Source organism: Streptomyces eurythermus, from assembly GCF_014649115.1.
Classification (GTDB): domain Bacteria; phylum Actinomycetota; class Actinomycetes; order Streptomycetales; family Streptomycetaceae; genus Streptomyces; species Streptomyces eurythermus.
In genome coordinates this window covers 73,266-91,302 of the sequence record NZ_BMSK01000020.1, presented here as the reverse complement: position 1 = coordinate 91,302, position 18,037 = coordinate 73,266, and the positions used below count along the sequence as shown (strand labels likewise).

The 18,037-nt window shown below is 73.2% G+C and carries 16 protein-coding genes; 7 read left to right on the top strand and 9 right to left on the bottom strand.

Features of this window, described 5'->3' with window-relative positions; translation table 11 throughout:
• The first annotated feature begins 85 nt into the window (after window positions 1–85).
• Window positions 86–1,414, top strand: coding sequence for a beta-xylosidase (locus tag IE251_RS32115; protein ID WP_189756469.1), 1,329 nt, complete (start codon window positions 86–88; stop codon window positions 1,412–1,414).
• 72 nt (window positions 1,415–1,486) lie between these two features.
• Window positions 1,487–2,500, top strand: a complete 1,014-nt coding sequence (locus tag IE251_RS32110; protein ID WP_189756468.1) for a WxL protein peptidoglycan domain-containing protein — start codon at window positions 1,487–1,489, stop codon at window positions 2,498–2,500.
• Here the strand turns inward: IE251_RS32110 and IE251_RS32105 are convergent.
• Both IE251_RS32105 and IE251_RS32100 read right to left on the bottom strand, forming a co-directional pair.
• On the bottom strand, window positions 2,394–2,732 hold the full coding sequence (locus tag IE251_RS32105; RefSeq protein ID WP_189756467.1) for a P-II family nitrogen regulator: 339 nt from the start codon (window positions 2,730–2,732) through the stop codon (window positions 2,394–2,396). The genes IE251_RS32110 and IE251_RS32105 overlap by 107 nt on opposite strands.
• Window positions 2,729–4,039 carry an ammonium transporter gene (locus tag IE251_RS32100; protein ID WP_189756466.1) on the bottom strand — a complete coding sequence of 437 codons (1,311 nt, stop codon included), beginning with the start codon at window positions 4,037–4,039 and terminating at the stop codon, window positions 2,729–2,731. Before IE251_RS32100 ends, IE251_RS32105 begins: the two co-directional genes overlap by 4 nt.
• Window positions 4,040–4,214: 175 nt before the next feature.
• On the opposite strand from IE251_RS32100, the gene era reads away from it, so the two are divergent.
• Entirely contained in the window at window positions 4,215–5,168 is a 954-nt protein-coding gene (gene era, locus IE251_RS32095) for a GTPase Era (RefSeq protein ID WP_030604902.1), read from the top strand.
• A 4-nt stretch (window positions 5,169–5,172) separates the two neighbouring features.
• Here the strand turns inward: era and IE251_RS32090 are convergent, their stop codons facing one another.
• The 3 genes from IE251_RS32090 to IE251_RS32080 are packed head-to-tail and all read right to left on the bottom strand — an operon-like array spanning window position 5,173 to window position 7,892.
• Complete coding sequence (locus IE251_RS32090; protein WP_189756465.1) at window positions 5,173–6,489, bottom strand: GH1 family beta-glucosidase; 1,317 nt, start codon at window positions 6,487–6,489, stop codon at window positions 5,173–5,175.
• A 44-nt stretch (window positions 6,490–6,533) separates the two neighbouring features.
• A complete protein-coding gene (locus IE251_RS32085) occupies window positions 6,534–6,800 on the bottom strand; it encodes a protealysin inhibitor emfourin (protein WP_189756464.1) in 267 nt (88 codons plus the stop codon).
• 21 nt (window positions 6,801–6,821) lie between these two features.
• Entirely contained in the window at window positions 6,822–7,892 is a 1,071-nt protein-coding gene (locus tag IE251_RS32080) for a M4 family metallopeptidase (RefSeq protein ID WP_189756463.1), read from the bottom strand.
• 341 nt (window positions 7,893–8,233) lie between these two features.
• Between IE251_RS32080 and leuA the strand changes: the two genes are divergently transcribed.
• The 4 genes from leuA to IE251_RS32060 all read left to right on the top strand — a co-directional run bounded on the left by leuA (window position 8,234) and on the right by IE251_RS32060 (window position 13,107).
• Window positions 8,234–9,955 (top strand): 2-isopropylmalate synthase, encoded by a 1,722-nt coding sequence (gene leuA, locus IE251_RS32075; protein ID WP_030777198.1) that lies wholly within the window; start codon window positions 8,234–8,236, stop codon window positions 9,953–9,955.
• A gap of 174 nt (window positions 9,956–10,129) precedes the next feature.
• Window positions 10,130–10,825 carry a tellurite resistance TerB family protein gene (locus IE251_RS32070; protein ID WP_189756462.1) on the top strand — a complete coding sequence of 232 codons (696 nt, stop codon included), beginning with the start codon at window positions 10,130–10,132 and terminating at the stop codon, window positions 10,823–10,825.
• A gap of 50 nt (window positions 10,826–10,875) precedes the next feature.
• Entirely contained in the window at window positions 10,876–12,075 is a 1,200-nt protein-coding gene (locus tag IE251_RS32065) for a sialidase family protein (RefSeq protein ID WP_189756461.1), read from the top strand.
• 84 nt (window positions 12,076–12,159) lie between these two features.
• On the top strand, window positions 12,160–13,107 hold the full coding sequence (locus IE251_RS32060; protein ID WP_189756460.1) for an RNA polymerase sigma-70 factor: 948 nt from the start codon (window positions 12,160–12,162) through the stop codon (window positions 13,105–13,107).
• 45 nt (window positions 13,108–13,152) lie between these two features.
• Here IE251_RS32060 and IE251_RS32055 read toward each other — a convergent pair whose 3' ends face one another.
• Genes IE251_RS32055 through IE251_RS32040 form a run of 4 tightly spaced genes read right to left on the bottom strand, consistent with a single transcriptional unit; the run spans window position 13,153 to window position 18,034 of the window.
• The gene (locus IE251_RS32055; protein WP_189756459.1) at window positions 13,153–14,100 is read right to left on the bottom strand and encodes a dihydrodipicolinate synthase family protein; all 948 of its coding nucleotides are present in this window, start codon (window positions 14,098–14,100) and stop codon (window positions 13,153–13,155) included.
• Entirely contained in the window at window positions 14,101–15,105 is a 1,005-nt protein-coding gene (locus IE251_RS32050) for an oligopeptide/dipeptide ABC transporter ATP-binding protein (protein ID WP_189756458.1), read from the bottom strand.
• The gene (locus IE251_RS32045; protein ID WP_189756457.1) at window positions 15,102–17,078 is read right to left on the bottom strand and encodes a dipeptide/oligopeptide/nickel ABC transporter permease/ATP-binding protein; all 1,977 of its coding nucleotides are present in this window, start codon (window positions 17,076–17,078) and stop codon (window positions 15,102–15,104) included. The genes IE251_RS32050 and IE251_RS32045 overlap by 4 nt, the downstream gene beginning before the upstream one ends.
• Window positions 17,078–18,034, bottom strand: coding sequence for an ABC transporter permease (locus IE251_RS32040; protein WP_030777182.1), 957 nt, complete (start codon window positions 18,032–18,034; stop codon window positions 17,078–17,080). The genes IE251_RS32045 and IE251_RS32040 overlap by 1 nt, the downstream gene beginning before the upstream one ends.
• Window positions 18,035–18,037 lie beyond the last annotated feature (3 nt).

Here is an 18,037-nt window from a genome sequence, read left to right as displayed (position 1 = left end):
CATTGACTTCTCACCCCCGCTCCCCGCCAATGCCCCCTGTCGGCGCAGCCGAGCCGCTGCGCCCGCAACCCTCAGGAGGGGGCCCATGGGTCCGACACCCCGAAGAACCCGACGGTGGCGCTGGACGGCACTGCTCGGGCCGACCGCCCTCGCGGTCACCGCGGGCGGCGCGCTGGCCTGTCCGGCCGGTGCCGCCGGCGCGAACGTGGACTTCGGCACGCACTGCATCCCGCCCGCCGTCGCCGGCATCCCGCCCATCGACGGCACCACCACCGCGAACGTGGCGGTGGACACCACCCGGCCCAAGGTCGGCGACAAGGTCACGGTGACCTACACCGTGGTCACCGCCGCCGCGAGCAACCCCACCGAACTGGCCCTGCCCGCCGACATCATGACCCCGACCGGGAAGGTCGCCCTCGGCGGCGCCCAGAGCGGCGCCGTCACCGTCGCCGGGCCGAGGAAGAACCCGCCGGTGCCGGGGAAGGCGGCCTTCCCGTCGTTCTCCATGACGGGCACGTTCACCGTCACCGAGCCCGGGCGGATCACCCTCTCGCCCGGCGACTACACCATCCACACCAGCTACATCATGGAGCTGGACACCCCCTGCACGGTCATCACCCCGCCCGCCCCGGTCTCGGTGACCGTCACCGCGACCGACGGCACCCCGGCCGACCGCCGGTCGATCTCCCTGGGTTCGGCGTCCGGCGCCCCCGGGGCGAGCGTCACCGTCAGCGGCAGCCACTTCACGCCGGGCGCCGCCGTCACCCTGGCCGGACGGGCCGGCGGCACCCAGACCGCGGACACCGCGACCGTCACCGCGAACGCCCAGGGCTCCTTCAGCGGCTCCCTCGTCGTGCGCGACAGGGCGACGACCGGGATCGTGGCCTACGAAGGCGGCTCCTGGAACCCGGACCGGGGCGCCGGGCCCGCCGCCTACGCCGTCCATGACGACACGCCCGTCCCCGGCAACGGCCAGAAGCTCACCACGACCGTCAAGGCGGGCACCCTGTCCATGACCCAGGCCGGGGACTCCGTCGCCCTCTCCGCGGTCGACTTCGGCCAGGGCGGACCGTCCACCGGCCGCCTGAACACGGTGACCGTCAAGGACTTCCGCGGCGGGCCCGCGGGCTGGTCCCTGACCGGCGAGGTCACCGACTTCACCGGCCCCGGCGGCAGGATCGACGCGGACGAGCTGAGCTGGACCCCCGCCTGCGCGGCCAGGGCGGGCAGCCCCAGCGCCTGCCAGGCGGGTTCGGCGGGCTCCGTGGGCGACTCGGGGGCGACCCTCGCCTCCACGGCCGACGGGGCGCGGACCGGCGGCGAGTTCACCGTCGACGCCGGACTCTCCCTGGACGTACCGGCGTTCACCCCGCCCGGCGCGTACGCGGGCGTGCTCACGCTGACCCTCACGTGAGCTCCACGGGCGTCCGCACCCGCCCGGCCCTCGCCTCCCCTGTCCTTTCAGCCCGTGGGGGTTTCCGCACCCATGCGCAAGCCGTACGCCCTGCTCCTGGCCGCGCTCCTGCCGCTGTGGCCGGCCGCGCCCGCCCACGCCGCCGACAACGGCAGCTGGTCCGTGTACCCGGTCGCCTCCGAGCTCGCCGCGCGGCCCTACTTCACCCTCTCCGCCGACCCCGGCCAGACCCTGACCGACGAGGTCGCCGTCCACAACAGGACCGGCGGCCCGCTGACCTTCCGGCTGTACGCGGCCGACGCCTACAACACCGCCCGGGACGGCGGGTTCGCCGTGCGGACCGCGGGGGAGCGGATGCGCGGGGTGGGTGCCTGGGCCGGTCTCGCCCGGACCCGGATCACCGTGCCCGGACACCGGACCGTCACCGTGCCCTTCACCCTGCGCGTCCCGGAGCGAGCCGAGCCCGGCGACCATCCCGGCGCGATCGTGGCCCTGGACGAGCGCACCGGCACCGGCGGCGGAAAGCTCGCCCTGGGAGTGCGACGGGCCGTCGGCGCCCGGGTCTACCTCCGGGTCGGCGGGCCTCAGCTGCCCGCGCTCTCCGTCGGCCAGGTGCGGGTCAGCCACCACCGCCCGTCGCCGCCCGGGCTCGGCGCCGGCACGGCCACCGTCTCCTACACCCTGCGCAACACCGGCAACGTCACCCTCAGCCCCCGGGTGGAGCTGAAGGCACGCGGACTGTTCGGCCGGGCGCTGCTGGACCGCAGGCTCACCCGGGTGCCCGCCGAACTGCTGCCGGGACAGCGGGTACGGCTCACCGAGACCTGGCGCGGGCTGCCCCGGTTCGACCGGGGCGAGGTCACGGTCACCGCGAGCGCCCGGGACACCCGGGAGTCGGCGAGCGCCGGTTTCCTCGTGGTGCCCTGGCTGCTGGTGGCGCTGGTGTCCGCCGCCGGGGCGCTGACCGGGGCGCTGCTGGTCAGAGCGCGTCGGGCCCGCGCTCGCCGGTCCGCACCCGGACGACCGTCTCGACGGGGACGGCCCAGACCTTCCCGTCGCCGATCTTCCCGGTCCGGGCGGCCCTGACCACCGCGTCGATCACGTCGTCGGCGACCGCGTCCTCCACGACCACCTCGATCCGCGCCTTCGGCACCAGGTCGACCCGGTACTCGGCCCCCCGGTAGACCTCGGTGTGCCCGCGCTGCCGGCCGTAGCCGCTGGCCTCGGTCACGGTCAGCCCGTGCACCCCCAGCTCCCGCAGGGCGGTCTTGACCTCGTCCAGACGGTACGGCTTGACGATCGCGGTGATGAGCTTCATGCCTGGGTCTTGACCTTCTGGGCGGTGAGCGGGGCGGAGTGGGAGACCGGGGCGCCGTGCCCCAGGACGCCGTGATCGTATGCCGTCTCGGCGTGCACCGTAAGGTCGAGACCGGTGTACTCCTGCTCCTCGCTCGCCCGGAGGCCCAGCGCCTTGTCGAGCAGCTTGCCCAGCCCGTACGTCACCGAGAACGCGTACGCCGCCACGGCCGCCACCGCCAGCAGCTGCCGGCCGAGCGGGGCGAGCCCGCCGCCGTGGAACAGGCCCTGCGCGCCGCCGGTCATCGCCTTGTCGGCGAACAGGCCGATCAGCACGGTGCCGATGATCCCGCCGACCAGGTGGACGCCGACCACGTCCAGGGAGTCGTCGTAGTCCAGCTTGAACTTCCAGCTCACCGCGTAGGAGCAGACGACACCGGCGGCCAGGCCCACCACCAGGGCGCCGAGCAGGGAGACCGTGCCGCAGGAGGGGGTGATCGCGACCAGGCCGGCCACCGCGCCGGAGGCGGCGCCCAGGGTGGTCGGGTGGCCGTCGCGCCGCTGCTCGACGAAGAGCCAGCCGAGCAGGCCGGTGCAGCCGGCGGCGAGCGTGTTGAGGAACGCGGCGGCGGCGAGGCCGTTCGCGCCGAGCGCGGAACCGGCGTTGAAGCCGAACCAGCCGAACCAGAGCAGACCGGCGCCGAGGATCACCATGGGCAGGTTGTGCGGGCGCATGGCGTCCTTCTTGAAGCCCAGCCGGGGCCCGAGGACCAGGCACAGGGCGAGACCGGAGGCACCGGAGGTGATCTCGACGGGCAGCCCCCCGGCGAAGTCGAGCGCGCCGAGCCGGTCCGTGATCCAGCCGCCGGGGCCCCACACCCAGTGGGTGACCGGAACGTATACCAGCAGGGTCCACACCGGTACGAAGACCAGCCACGCCGAGAATTTCGTGCGGTCCGCGACCGCGCCGCTGATCAGCGCGGCCGTGATGATCGCGAAGGTGAGCTGGAAGGTGGCGAACAGCACGGTGGGGACCGTGCCGTGGACGCTGTCCGGGCCGAGGCCGCGCATCCCGGCGTGCTCCAGGCCGCCGAGCAGGCCGCCGCCGAGGTCGTCACCGAAGGCGAGGGAGTAGCCGGCCGCCAGCCAGACCACCGTGACCAGGGCGATCGACACGAAGCTCATCATCAGCATGTTGAGGACGCTCTTCGTGCGGACCATGCCGCCGTAGAACAGGGCCAGGCCCGGGGTCATCAGCAGGACGAGGGCGGTCGCGGCGAGCAGCCAGGCGGTGTCGCCGGTGTCGGCGTGGGGTGCGGCGAGGGTCACGGGCGTCTCCAACGGGCGTGGGGCTGCGCAAGAGGGTCACCGGTGTGCGTTTCCGGTCGCGTACGGGTGTGTTTCCGTGACGTTTCGTTGCCGCCGGGTTTCCGGAGGCTCACCGGCGGGGGCGGTGGGCGGCGGTGGTACGACGCGGCTTCGTGGATCAGGGACAATGGGCGGCATGAGCGTTCGTACCCAGACTTCCGAGCAGCCGGCCGAGTCCGTCCACCGCGCCGGCTTCGCCTGCTTCGTGGGCCGCCCCAACGCGGGCAAGTCCACCCTGACGAACGCTCTGGTCGGGCAGAAGGTGGCGATCACCTCCAACCGCCCGCAGACCACCCGGCACACGGTGCGGGGCATCGTGCACCGGCCGGACGCGCAGCTGATCCTGGTTGACACCCCCGGCCTGCACAAGCCGCGCACGCTGCTCGGCGAGCGGCTGAACGACGTGGTCCGCACGACCTGGGCCGAGGTCGACGTGATCGGCTTCTGCCTGCCGGCGGACCAGAAGCTCGGCCCCGGTGACCGGTTCATCGCCAAGGAACTGGCCGGCATCAAGAAGACGCCGAAGGTCGCGATCGTCACCAAGACCGACCTGGTCGACCCCAAGACCCTCGCCGAGCAGCTGATCGCCATCGACCAGCTGGGCAAGGAGCTGGGCATCGAGTGGGCGGAGATCGTGCCGGTGTCGGCGGTCGGCGACAAGCAGGTGGACCTGCTGGCCGACCTGCTCATCCCGATGCTTCCCGAGGGGCCCGCGCTCTACCCCGAGGGCGATCTGACGGACGAGCCCGAGCAGGTGATGGTGGCCGAGCTGATCCGCGAGGCCGCCCTGGAGGGCGTGCGCGACGAGCTGCCGCACTCCATCGCGGTGGTCGTGGAGGAGATGCTGCCGCGCGAGGACCGCCCCGCCGACCGTCCCCTCCTCGACATCCACGCCAACGTCTACATCGAGCGCCCCAGCCAGAAGGGCATCATCATCGGCCCCAAGGGCAAGCGCCTGAAGGAGGTCGGCATCAAGTCCCGCAAGCACATCGAGGCGCTGCTGGGCACGCCGGTCTTCCTCGACCTGCACGTCAAGGTGGCCAAGGACTGGCAGCGCGACCCCAGGCAGCTGCGCAAGCTGGGCTTCTGAGGTCTCACCGGCGCTGGGCCCGCAGCACCTCCCGGTACCAGTGGTACGACGCCTTCGGGGTGCGCGTCTGCGTCGCGTAGTCCACGTGCACCAGGCCGAAGCGGCGGGTGTAGCCCTCGGCCCATTCGAAGTTGTCCAGCAGGGACCACACGAAGTAGCCGCGGACGTCGGCGCCGGCGGCGCGGGCGGTGTGGAGGGCGCGGATGTGGGCGTCCAGGTAGGCGATGCGGTCCTGGTCGTCGACGCCTTCGTAGGAGCAGCCGTTCTCGGTGATGAGGACGGGCGGGAGCCGGTCGCCGTAGCGGTCGCGCAGGCCGGTGAGGAGTTCGGTCAGGCCCTCGGGGACCACCGGCCAGCCGAAGTCGGTCACCGGACGCCCCTCGATCTCCCGCACCGAGAAGGGCAGTTCGGCGGGCAGTTCCAGGCCGCCGTACTCGCCGTTGCCGTCCCCGGGGGCACCCACCCGGGACGGCGCGTAGTAGTTGACGCCGTACCAGTCGACGGGTCCGGCGATCACCTCCAGGTCCTCCGCCGCGTTGCCGCCCATCAGCTCCGCCATGCCCTCCGGGTACGCGCCCAGCAGCACCGGCTCGGCGAACAGCCGGTTCAGCAGGGTGTCGTAGAGGTCCGCGGCCGCGAGGTCGGCCGGGTCCTCGGACGCGGGCCAGACCGGGCCGTGGGAGTTGGCGATGCCGATGTCCGCCGCGCCGGCCGCGCGCAGCGCCCGCACCGCGAGACCGTGGGCGAGGAGCTGGTGGTGGGCGGCGGGCAGGGCGTCGAACAGCAGCCGCCGGCCGGGGGCGTGGGCGCCGATCGCGTGACCCAGCAGGGTGTGCTCCGCCGGTTCGTTGAGGGTGATCCAGGTGGCCACCCGGTCGCCGAGCCGGTCCGCCACCACCGACACGTGGTCGGCGAACCGGTACGCCGTGTCCCTCTCCAGCCAGTCCAGCGTGGCGGGCAGGTCCCAGTGGAAGAGGGTGGGCACGGGCCGTACGCCCGCCGCGCACAGCTCGTCCACCAGCCGGTCGTAGAAGTCCAGGCCGCCGGGGGAGTTCACCCGGGGCCAGGAGACGGAGAAGCGGTACGCGTCCACGCCGAGGTCCGCGAGCAGGGCCACGTCCTCTGGGTAGCGGTGGTAGTGGTCGCAGGCCACCGCCGCCGTCGAGCCGTCCCGCACCCGCCCCGGTCCGGCCGTGAACACGTCCCAGACGGACGGCTCCCGCAGCGCGGCCGCGCCCTCGATCTGGTGGGCCGAGGTCGACACGCCCCATAGGAAGCCGGCCGGGAACCGGGGTATCTCGGTGCCTGCGTCAGTCGCCATGGGCGGGATCATCCGCACCCCCGGCGACGGAAGTCAACGCCTCGTCACGCGCCTTCCTTCAGTACTCGTGTGACCAACTCCCTCTGGTCGTCGGTGAGTCGGGGATCGGCCGTGTACACCGTGCGGCCGCCGACCGTGATCTCGTAGCTGAAGCCGTCCGGGATGCCCGCCGGGGGCACGCTCCGGCCGGACGCGAGGACGCGCCTGGCCAGGGCCTGCCACTCCTCGGCGTCGGGCCGGTCGGAGGTGTCCACCTCGGCCTGGCGCTCGATGCCCGCGAAACCGCCTGTACGCCGTACTCGAATACGCATGGCTACGTGTCTAGTACGGAACTAGAGCGTGCGCACCCCCACCTGTTCCCAGGCCTTCTGCACGGCCCGTAGTTCGTCCCCGGCGCCGTACCGCTCCCGGGCCGCCTTCACCGTCAGCGTGGCGAAGTCGGCGAACTGGGCGTCCTCCTTGAGGTCGCCGCCGGTCAGCACGTCGTACCAGACCTGCCCGGCCTTCTCCCAGGAGTGGCCGCCGAGGGCGGTGGCGGTCAGGTAGAAGGCGTGGTTGGGGATGCCGGAGTTGATGTGCACGCCGCCGTTGTCGCGGCTGGTGCGGACGTAGTCCTCCATCCGCGCCGGCTGCGGGTCCTTGCCGAGGACGTCGTCGTCGTACGCCGTGCCCGGGGCCTTCATCGAGCGCAGGGCGGTGCCGGTGACGCGCGGGGCGAGCAGCCCGGCGCCGATCAGCCAGTCGGCCTCGGCGGCGGTCTGGCCGAGGGTGTACTGCTTGATCAGCGAGCCGAACACATCGGAGAGCGACTCGTTGAGCGCGCCGGACTGGCCGTGGTAGTCGAGGTTGGCGGTGTGCTGGGTGACGCCGTGGGTCAGCTCGTGGCCGATGACGTCGACCGGGATGGTGAAGTCGAGGAAGACCTCGTTGTCCCCGTCGCCGAAGACCATCTGCTCGCCGTTCCAGAAGGCGTTGTCGTAGCCCTCGCCGAAGTGCACGGTGGCGTCCAGCGGCAGGCCGTTGCCGTCGATGGAGTGCCGGCCGTACACCTTCAGATACAGGTCGAAGGTGGCGCCGAGGCCCGCGTAGGCCCGGTTGACGGAGGCGTCGGAGCCGGGCTCGGAGCCCTCCTCGCGGACCTTGGTGCCGGGCAGGTCCTGGGTGTGCTCGGCGTCGTAGATGGTGCGCTGCGGCCGGTCGGCGGCGGCGCCCTGCGGCGGGGCGACGGCGGCGGCGCCGATCACCGTGGTCAGGCGGCGCTTGGTGCGCTGGTAGGCGTCGTGCTCCAGGGACCGGCGGGCCGGCCCGGACAGGGCGGGGTCGTCGTGCCGGGCGAGCTGGTCGAGGACGTGCGGCGGCACGATCGTGCAGAAGACGGGCTCGAAGCCCCCGGTGCTGGTCATATCTGGAACCATCGCATTGTGTGACCTCACTGTCACTACCTGCCACCATGATTGGTGAAATACCCGGACAACGATGGCCACGCTGCGTGACGTTGTGGTAGGGCGATGTGGTGCGGCGCACTTTTTGTCCCGATGTGTCATGGAGTCCCGCATACTGGGACAGGCCCGCGCGCCCGGAACGGCTCGGCTAGGCTGCGGAGCATCATGCGTTCCTGGCTGCTTCTTCTTAGCTGCCGCGGCGAGGGTCTGTAGTCGAGGCCGACTCCCTCCCCGCGGAGCTCGGCGTTGCGTCGTCGGCCGTCCAGTCGGATATCCGGGACACCCCGAGGAGCCCACGCACCATGGCCAACCGCCAGCAGCCCAGCCCCATGCCGATCCACAAGTACGGCCGCTACGAGCAGGTCGACATCCCCGACCGCACCTGGCCCGGGAAGCGGATCACCGCCGCGCCCCGCTGGCTCTCCACCGACCTGCGCGACGGCAACCAGGCGCTGATCGACCCGATGTCGCCCGAGCGCAAGCGCCGGATGTTCGACCAGCTGGTGAAGATGGGCTACAAGGAGATCGAGGTCGGCTTCCCCGCCTCCGGCCAGACCGACTTCGACTTCGTGCGCTCGATCATCGAGGAAGAGGGCGCGATCCCGGACGACGTCACGATCTCGGTGCTGACCCAGGCCCGCGAGGACCTGATCGAGCGCACGGTGGAGTCCCTCAAGGGCGCCAGGCGCGCCACCGTCCACCTGTACAACGCCACCGCGCCGGTTTTCCGCCGGGTCGTCTTCCGCGGTTCCAAGGACGACATCAAGCAGATCGCCGTCGACGGCACCCGCCTGGTGATGGAGTACGCCGAGAAGCTGCTGGGCCCCGAGACCGAGTTCGGCTACCAGTACTCGCCGGAGATCTTCACCGACACCGAGCTGGACTTCGCCCTGGAGGTCTGCGAGGCGGTCATGGACGTCTGGCAGCCCGGCCCGGACCGCGAGATCATCCTCAACCTGCCCGCCACCGTGGAGCGTTCCACCCCCTCCACGCACGCGGACCGCTTCGAGTGGATGCACCGCAACCTCTCCCGCCGCGAGTACGTCTGCCTGTCCGTGCACCCGCACAACGACCGCGGCACGGCCGTGGCCGCCGCCGAGCTGGCCCTGATGGCCGGCGCCGACCGCGTCGAGGGCTGCCTGTTCGGTCAGGGCGAGCGCACCGGCAACGTCGACCTGGTCACCCTGGGCATGAACCTGTTCTCCCAGGGCGTCGACCCGCAGATCGACTTCTCCGACATCGACGAGATCCGCCGTACGTGGGAGTACTGCAACCAGATGGAGGTCCACCCGCGCCACCCGTACGTGGGCGACCTGGTCTACACGTCCTTCTCCGGCTCCCACCAGGACGCCATCAAGAAGGGCTTCGACGCCATGGAGGCCGAGGCGAAGGCCAAGGGCGTCACCGTCGACGACATCGAGTGGGCGGTGCCGTACCTGCCCATCGACCCCAAGGACGTCGGCCGCTCCTACGAGGCCGTCATCCGGGTCAACTCCCAGTCCGGCAAGGGCGGCATCGCCTACGTCCTGAAGAACGACCACAAGCTGGACCTGCCGCGCCGGATGCAGATCGAGTTCTCCAGGATCATCCAGGCGAAGACCGACGCCGAGGGCGGCGAGATCACGCCGAAGGACATCTGGGCCGTCTTCCAGGACGAGTACCTGCCCAACCCGGACAACCCCTGGGGCCGCATCCAGGTGCGGACCGGCCAGTCCACCACGGACACCGACGGCGTGGACACCCTCACCGTCGAGGCCACCGTCGACGGCCGGGACACCGTCCTGACCGGCTCCGGCAACGGTCCGATCTCGGCCTTCTTCGACGCCCTGCACACCCTGGGCATCGACGTACGCCTGCTGGACTACCAGGAGCACACGATGAGCGAGGGCGCCTCCTCGCAGGCCGCCTCCTACATCGAATGCGCCATCGACGGCAAGATCCTGTGGGGGATCGGCATCGACGCGAACACCACGCGCGCCTCGCTGAAGGCGGTCGTCTCCGCGGTCAACCGCGCCACCCGCTGACGCTCCGGCCGCCCGCACCCCGCCCGCCGCACACCGGCGGGCGGGGTGCCGGTTTCCGGCCAACGCGCCCCCAGGTCACGGAAAGGTCTCCTACGGGGTACTGACTCCACCTGCGAGATGTGGCTAACATCACGCCAGCGCGGCGATGTTGCCGCGCCGTTACGGAGGTGCGACGTGCTGCCAGTACGGGGACGAGACGGCCGTGCCACCGGGGCCCTGCGGATCCTGGGCACCCGCACCGCGTGGACGCCCGTCGGCGACGGAGAGTTCTTCTGTCCCGGCTGCGGCGGCGACCGCAACTACCAGCGGCTCACCGGCCGCCGCAGGCTCACCCTGCTCGGCGTGCCCCTGCTGCCGCGCGGCGAGACCGGACCGGTCGTGGAGTGCGCCGCCTGCCGGCAGCACTTCGGCACCGAGGTCCTGGGCCACCCCACCACCCGCCGCTTCTCCGCGATGCTCCGCGACGCCGTGCACACCGTCGCCCTCGCGGTCCTCGCCGCGGGCGGCACGGCCTCCCGTACGGCCCTGGAGACGGCCGCCGCCACGGTCCGCGCGGCCGGCTTCGCGGACTGCACCGAGGAACAGCTCGCCGCGCTGGTCGACGCCCTCGCCGCCGACACCGGCCGGTACTTCGAGCAGCCGTCCGGGGCCGGGCTGACCATAGAGCTGCACGAGGCGCTGGACCCGCTCGCCCCGCACCTCGCCCCGGCCGGCCGCGAGGCGCTGCTCCTCCAGGGCGCCCGCATCGCCCTCGCCGACGGCCCCTACACCCCCGCCGAACGCGACGCCCTCGCCACCGTCGGCGCGGCCCTCACCATCCGCGCCGACGACGTCACCCGGCTGCTGGCCGCCGCCCGCACCCCCTCCTGATCACCCCGCCGGAGTAAGGACGGCGCCCCCGTCGCGGGCAGCATCAGGGCGTGACCCCGCGCACCCGCTCCCACGCGACCGTCCTCGCCCTCCTCACCGCACTCGGCGCCCTCACCGCGCTCACCACCCGGCAGCCCGCGCACGCGGCGCCCGCCGCCTGCGACTCCTCCGTGCCGTACGTCTCCGGACAGGGCGGCTACGCCGTCTACCGCATCCCCGCCGTGGTGCGGACCCGGCCCGGCACCCTCCTCGCCTTCGCCGAGGGCCGCCGCGGCGGCGCCCAGGACAGCGGGGACATCGACGTCGTGCTGCGCCGCTCCGCCGACGGCGGCTGCACCTGGGGCCCGCTGACCGTGGTCGCCGCCGGCCACGGCGACACCCGGGGCAACCCGGCCCCCGTCGTCGACCCGCGCACCGGCACCGTCGTCCTGGTGACCTGCGGCAACAGCGGCAGCGCCACCGAGGCGCGGATCATGCGCGGCGAGGTCACCCCCGAGCAGGGCCGCCGGGTCTACGTCCAGCGCAGCGCGGACGACGGCCGGCACTTCACCGCCCCCCGGGACATCACCGCCGCGGTGAAGCGGCCCGGCTGGCGCTGGTACGCCACCGGCCCCGGCCACGCCCTCGCCCTCACCCACGGCCCCCACGCCGGCCGCCTGCTGGTCCCCGCCAACCACTCCGCGGCCCCGCCCGCCGGCTCCCCCGACACCGGCCAGGAGGCCAAGTACTACGGCGGCCACGCCCTCTACAGCGACGACGTCGGCCACACCTGGCACCTCGGCTTCGTGGACGCGGACTACGACGGCGTGACCAACGCCAACGAGACCAGCGCCGCCCAGCTCCCCGACGGCCGCGTCTACCTCGCCGCCCGCGACCAGAACGGCACCGCGCCCGGCAACCGGCTCCACGGCTACTCCAGCGACGGCGGTCTCACCCTCGACCGCCCCTACGCCGTCCAGCCCGCCCTGAACGCCGTCCCCGTGGTCCAGGGCAGCGTCCTGCAGCCCGACACCCCCGGCGCGCCCCTGCTGTTCTCCGCGCCCTCCGTGCCCACCGCCCGCCGCGCCCTCGCCCTGTGGGCCGGCCTGGACGCCGGCCGCACCTTCACCCCGCTGCTCACCCTCACCGACCGCCGGTCCGCCTACTCCGACCTCGTCCAGCTCGACACCCACCGCGTCGGCGTCCTCTACGAGACCGGCACCGACAGCCCCTACGAGACCCTGGAGTTCCGCCGGATCCCGCTGCCCTGAGGGCCAAGGGAGCGGGCGGGTGCTTTCCGGCGCCCGGGAGGGGATGATGTGGTGCGCTGATCGACTACGACGGGGGCGTCCGGCATGGGTACGAGCACGAGCACGAGTACGAGCAGAACCGAGGAGTTCGAGGAGCTGCGGCCCCTGCTGTTCTCCATCGCCTACCGGATCCTCGGCAGCGTCGGCGAGGCCGAGGACGCCGTCCAGGAGACCTGGCTGCGCTTCACCGCCTCCCCGGTCCGGCCCCGGTCGGCCAAGGCGTTCCTGTCGGCCACGGTGACCCGGCTGTCCATCGACGTACTGCGCTCGGCCCGGGTCCGTCGGGAGGCCTACGTCGGCCCCTGGTTCCCCGAGCCGCTGCTCGCCGACCCCTACCAGGACCCGGAGCGGTCGGCGGAGCTGGCCGACTCGGTGTCGATGGCCGCCCTGCTGCTCCTGGAGCGGCTCAGCCCGCTGGAGCGCGCGGTCTTCGTGCTGCGGGAGGTGTTCGACTTCGGCTTCCCCGAGATCGCCGAGGCGGTCGACCGCTCGGAGGCGGCCTGCCGCCAGCTGCTGGTGCGGGCCCGGCGCCACATGACCGAGGGCCGGCCCCGCTTCGAGGCGGACCGCACCGAGCGGGACGAACTGGCCTCCCGGTTCTTCGACGCCCTGCGCGAGGGCGATGTCATCGGGCTGCGGGACCTGCTGGCCGCCGATGTGTCCATGGCCGGCGACGGCGGCGGGAAGGCGCCCCAGCTGGCCCGGAGCGTCCTGGGCGCCGAGAACGTGGCCCGCCTGCTCGCCTCCGTCTTCCCCCAGCTCGCCGGGATCGGTGTCACCTGCGAGCCGCACCAGGTCAACGGGCAGCCCGGCGCGGTCTTCCGGGACCCGGAGGGCCGGGTGCTCAACGCCGTGGCGCTCGACGTCCTCGACGGGCGGATCCAGGCCATCCGCATCGTGGTCAACCCCGACAAGCTCGGCCACCTGGGCCCGGTGGCGGACGCCTGGGCGGTGCACTACGCGCTGCGGGAGACACGCCGGGGAGCGCGCTGAGCGCCGTACGCGGGCGCGGGCGCCGGTGTGCGCGGCAGGCGGCCGTCAGCGTTCGTGCGCGTCCTGTCCCAGCAGGCCCGCCGCCGCGAGGAACTTGCCGACCCGCTCGACCTCCTCGCCGGACAGCGGGACCTGCGGCTCGGCGGTCACCGGGCAGTCGATGACGCCGCGCAGGTGCAGGGCCGCCTTGAACGCGCCGAGCGCCGCCGAACTGCCGCCCATCCGCGCCGGATCACCGACGCCCACCATCCCGAACAGGGCGCACAGCCGCTCCTGTTCGGCCCGCGCGCCCTCCTGGTCCGCCGCCCGGCAGTGCCGGTACAGCCGGACGTACCCGTGCGGGTCGACGTTGGCCAGGCCCGGCACCGCCCCGTCCGCGCCCAGCTCCAGCGCCGCGTCCGTGATCTGCTCCGAGCCGGTCAGCACCCCGAACCCCGGGTGCGCGCGTGAGCCCGTGACCAGCTCCCGGAAGGCCGCCAGATCCCCGCTGGAGTCCTTGATCCCGGCCAGGACGCCGTCCCCGGCGAGCCCCAGCACCAGGTCCGCGGGCAGCTTGGTGTGCACGGCCACGGGGATGTCGTAGGCGATCACCGGGACCGGGCTCGCGGCGGCGGTCCGGCGGTAGTGGTGGACGATCTCCGCGGGGTGGGTGCGGGCGTAGAACGGGGCGGTGACGACGACGGCCTGCGCGCCCGCCGAGGTGACCGCCGCCACGTGCTCCAGGACGCGCGGGGTGGTCATGTCGATCGCGCCGGCGATGACCGGCAACTGGCCGCCCACGTGCGCGGTCACCGCCGCCACCACCCGCCGGCGCTGCGCGTCCGTCAGGAACGCCGCCTCCGAGGTCGAGCCCAGCAGGAACAGCCCGTGCACCCCCGCCTCCACCAGGAAGTCCACCAGGCGCAGCAGGGACGGCACGTCCACCTCGCGCTCCGGTGTCAGGGGCGTGCAGACGGGCGGGACGACACCGGTGAGCGGGGCGGGAAGGGTCATTCAGGGCTCCTGGCGCGCTAGGTCTCTGGTCGACGTGTCCTCCTCCACAGGATGGTGACACCGGTAGCGGTGAGCGGGGTGTGACGCGGCCGAGAAGTCCGGCATCACCCGGGCGCACAGCTCGTCGGCCTTCCAGCACCGGGTGCGGAACGGGCAGCCGCTCGGCGGGCGGGTCGCCGAGGGCACCGGCCCGGTCAGCGGGATCGGGTCGATGGGGTCCAGCAGGCCCGGCGTCGCCGAGAACAGGGCCCGGGTGTACGGGTGCCGGGCCGCGTCGGTGACCCGGCCGGCCGGGGTCTCCTCCACGATCCGGCCCAGGTACATCGTGATCACCCGGTCGCTCATCCGCCGTACCGTCTGGATGTCGTGCGAGACGAACACCAGGGCGAGGCCGAGGCGTTCCTTCAGGTCCAGCAGCAGGTTCAGGATCTGCGCGCGGACCGAGACGTCCAGGGCGCTGGTCGGCTCGTCGGCGACCACCAGCGCCGGGTCCAGGGCGAGCGCGCGGGCGATGGCCACCCGCTGCCGCTGCCCGCCCGACAGCTGCCCGGGCAGGGCGTCGGCGAGCGCCCCGGGCAGCCCCACCAGCCCCATCAGCTCCCGCACCCGCTCCTCGCGTTCGGCCCGGGTGCCGCGCCGGTGCACGTCCAGCGGGTCGCGCAGGATGCGCCGGACGGTCAGCCGGCGGTTCAGCGCGGTCGACGGATCCTGGAAGACCAGCCCGGTGCCCGCCCCCACGGTCGCCCGGCGCTCGGCGGCTGGCATCGCCCACAGGTCCCGGCCGCGGAACGCCACCGTCCCCGAGACCGGCCGCTGGATGCCCACCAGCACCTTCGCCAGCGTCGACTTCCCGCACCCCGACTCGCCGACCACGCCGACCGTCTCCCCGGCCGCCACGGACAGGTCGGCGCCGGTCAGGGCGTACACCCGGTCCCGGCGCAAGAGCCCGCCGCCGCGCGCCCGGTGCACCACGTGCGCGTCCCGTACCTCCACGACGGCGGTCATTGCAGGGCCTCCTCGCTCTCCGTGGACGCGAGCTCCACCGCCGGGTGGTGGCAGGCGGCCGTGTGCGTGCCGGTGCCGGTCAGGACCGGGGCGGTGGTGTGGCACACCTCGGTGGCCAGCGGGCAGCGGTCGGCGAAGCGGCAGCCCGCCGGGAAGTGGGCCGGGGCCGGCACGACGCCCCTGATCTGCGTCATCCGCTCCTCGGCCGACTCCAGCGACAGCACGCTGCCGAGCAGACCGCGCGTGTAGTGGTGGGCCGGCGCCGCCACCAGGTCGGCGGTCACCCCGGTCTCCACGATCTGTCCGCCGTACATCACCGCCACCCGGTCGGTGACGTCGGCGATCAGCGCCAGGTCGTGCGAGACCAGCACCAGCGCGAAGCCCAGCTCCGCGCGCAGCCGCAGCAGCAGCTCCATGACCTGGGCCTGCACGGTGACGTCCAGGGCGGTGGTCGGCTCGTCGGCGACGATCAGCTTCGGCTCGCGGGAGAGGGCCATGGCGATGAGCACGCGCTGGCGCTGCCCGCCGGACAGCTCGTGCGGATAGCTGCGCAGGGTGCGCTCCGGGTCCAGCCCGACCAGCGACAGCAGCTCCGCGGGGCCGCGGCGGCCGCCGCGCCGGACGAGCTGCCGGAGCTGGGCGCGGATGGTCATGGCCGGGTTCAGCGAGGACAGGGCGTCCTGGTAGACCATGGCCATCTCGTGGCCGAGCAGCCGGCGCCGGGCCCGCGCCGGCTCGGTCAGCAGGTCCCGCTGCCGGAACCGCACCTGCCCGCCGATCCGGGCGCCCTTGGGCTGGAGGCCCATCACGGTGAGCGCGGTCAGCGACTTGCCGCAGCCCGACTCGCCTACCAGGCCCAGCACCTCGCCGGGGTACACCTCGAAGCCGACCCCGGCCACGATGTCCACGCCCCGGTGCCGGTCCGGGAAGCCGATGGTGAGGTTCTCCACGGCGAGCACCGGCTGTCCGCTCCGGTCGGGCAGCGGCCGGGCCCGGGAGCGCAGCCGCCGGGCGGCCTCGGCGAGGCCGGGCAGCGGCAGCACCTCGCGGGTGCCGGGCTCGGGCGTCTGGAGCCGGTCCGCGGGCGCCCGCACCTCCCTGGGGGCGGGCGCGGCCCACGCGTCCGACAGGCCCTCGGAGAGGATGTTCAGCGACAGCACGGTGACCAGGATCAGCAGCCCCGGGAAGACGGTCGCCCACCAGCCGCCGGTCAGCACCATGTTCTTGCCGTCGGCGATGACACTGCCCCAGGACGGGTCCGGGGGGCGCACGCCGGCGCCGATGAAGGACAGGGACGCCTCGAAGACGATGGCCTCGGCGACCTGGACCGTGCAGAACACCAGCACCGGGGCGGCGCAGTTGACGGCCACGTGGCGCAGCACGATGTGCGGGGTGCGGGCGCCGATGACCCGCTCGGCGGTGACGTAGTCCTCGCCGTACTGGTCCAGCACGTTCGCCCGTACCACCCGTGCCACCGGCGGGGTGAACAGGAAGGCGATGGCGCAGATCAGCACGCCGATCCCGCCGCCGAACACGGCCACCAGCACGGCGGCCAGCGCGATGCCGGGGAACGCCATCACCACGTCCAGGCAGCGCATCAGCGTCTCGTCCACGGCCTTGCGGGAGGTGGCGGCGACGGCCCCGAGCACGGCCCCGGCCACCAGCGCCAGCGCGGTGGCGCCCAGTCCGATGGCCAGCGACCAGCGGGCGCCGTGCATCAGCCGGCTCAGGATGTCCCGGCCCAGGCTGTCCTGGCCCATCCAGTGCGCGGCGGACGGCGCCCCCGTCCCGCCGGCCGGGTCCCGCATGTCGAGCGGGTCGTCCGGCGCCAGCACCGGGGCGAGGAGGGCGACGAGGACGACCACGGCCAGGAAGCAGACGGCGGCCTTCGACGGCAGCGGCAGCCGGCGCCAGCCGCGCAGCCGGACGCCGGGCCGGGACAGCCGCTCGGTGAGCCTCGCGCGCGTGACCATCAGCCCGCCCTCAGTCGTGGGTTGACCAGCAGATACAGGATGTCGATGACGAGGTTGACGACGACGAACCCGGTCGCGGTGGTCAGCACCACGCCCTGCACCACCGCCGGGTCGCCGTTCTGCACCGCGTCGATCATCAGCTTGCCCATGCCGGGCAGCGAGAAGATCGTCTCGATGACGACGGCGCCGCCGAGCAGATAGCCGACCCGCAGCCCGAGCACGGTGAGCGGGTTGACCAGCGCGTTGCGCAGCACGTTCCGGCCGACCACGACCCGTGGCGGCAGCCCGCCGCCGATCGCCGTGCGGACGTAGTCCTTGTCCAGCTCCTCCACCACCGAGGTCCGCACGATCCGGGTGAGCTGGGCGGCGACCGGCAGGGACAGGGCGACGGCGGGCAGCGCCATGGTCCTCAGCCAGCCGGTGACCGAGTCGCCCGGGTTGATGTAGCCGCCGGTGGGGAACCAGCCCAGGTCCACCGCGAGGTACTGGATCATCAGCAGTGCCAGCCAGAACCCGGGCGCGGCCACCCCGACCAGCGACACCACCCGGATGATCTGGTCCGGCAGCCGGTCCCGGTACACCGCCGCCGTCACCCCGCCCGCCAGGGCCAGGACGACGGCCAGGGCGAGCCCGAGGAAGGTCAGCTGGAGGGTGAGCGGCAGTGCGGTGGTGACCTGGTCGAGCACCGGGGCGCGGGTGAGGGCGCTGGTGCCGAGGTCGCCGTGGAGGACGTCGCCGACGAAGTGGACGTAGCGCACGGGCAGCGGGTCCAGCAGCCCGTTGCGCTCCCGGAAGTCGTGCAGCTGCTCGGGGGTGGGATTGGCGCCCTGGAAGAACGCGGAGGCCGGGTCGGCGTCGGAGAACCGCATCACCAGGAACACGAACAGCACGATGCCCAGCAGCAGCGGCACCAGCAGGGCGATCCGGCGCAGCAGGATGCGTACGACCGTGGTCATGCC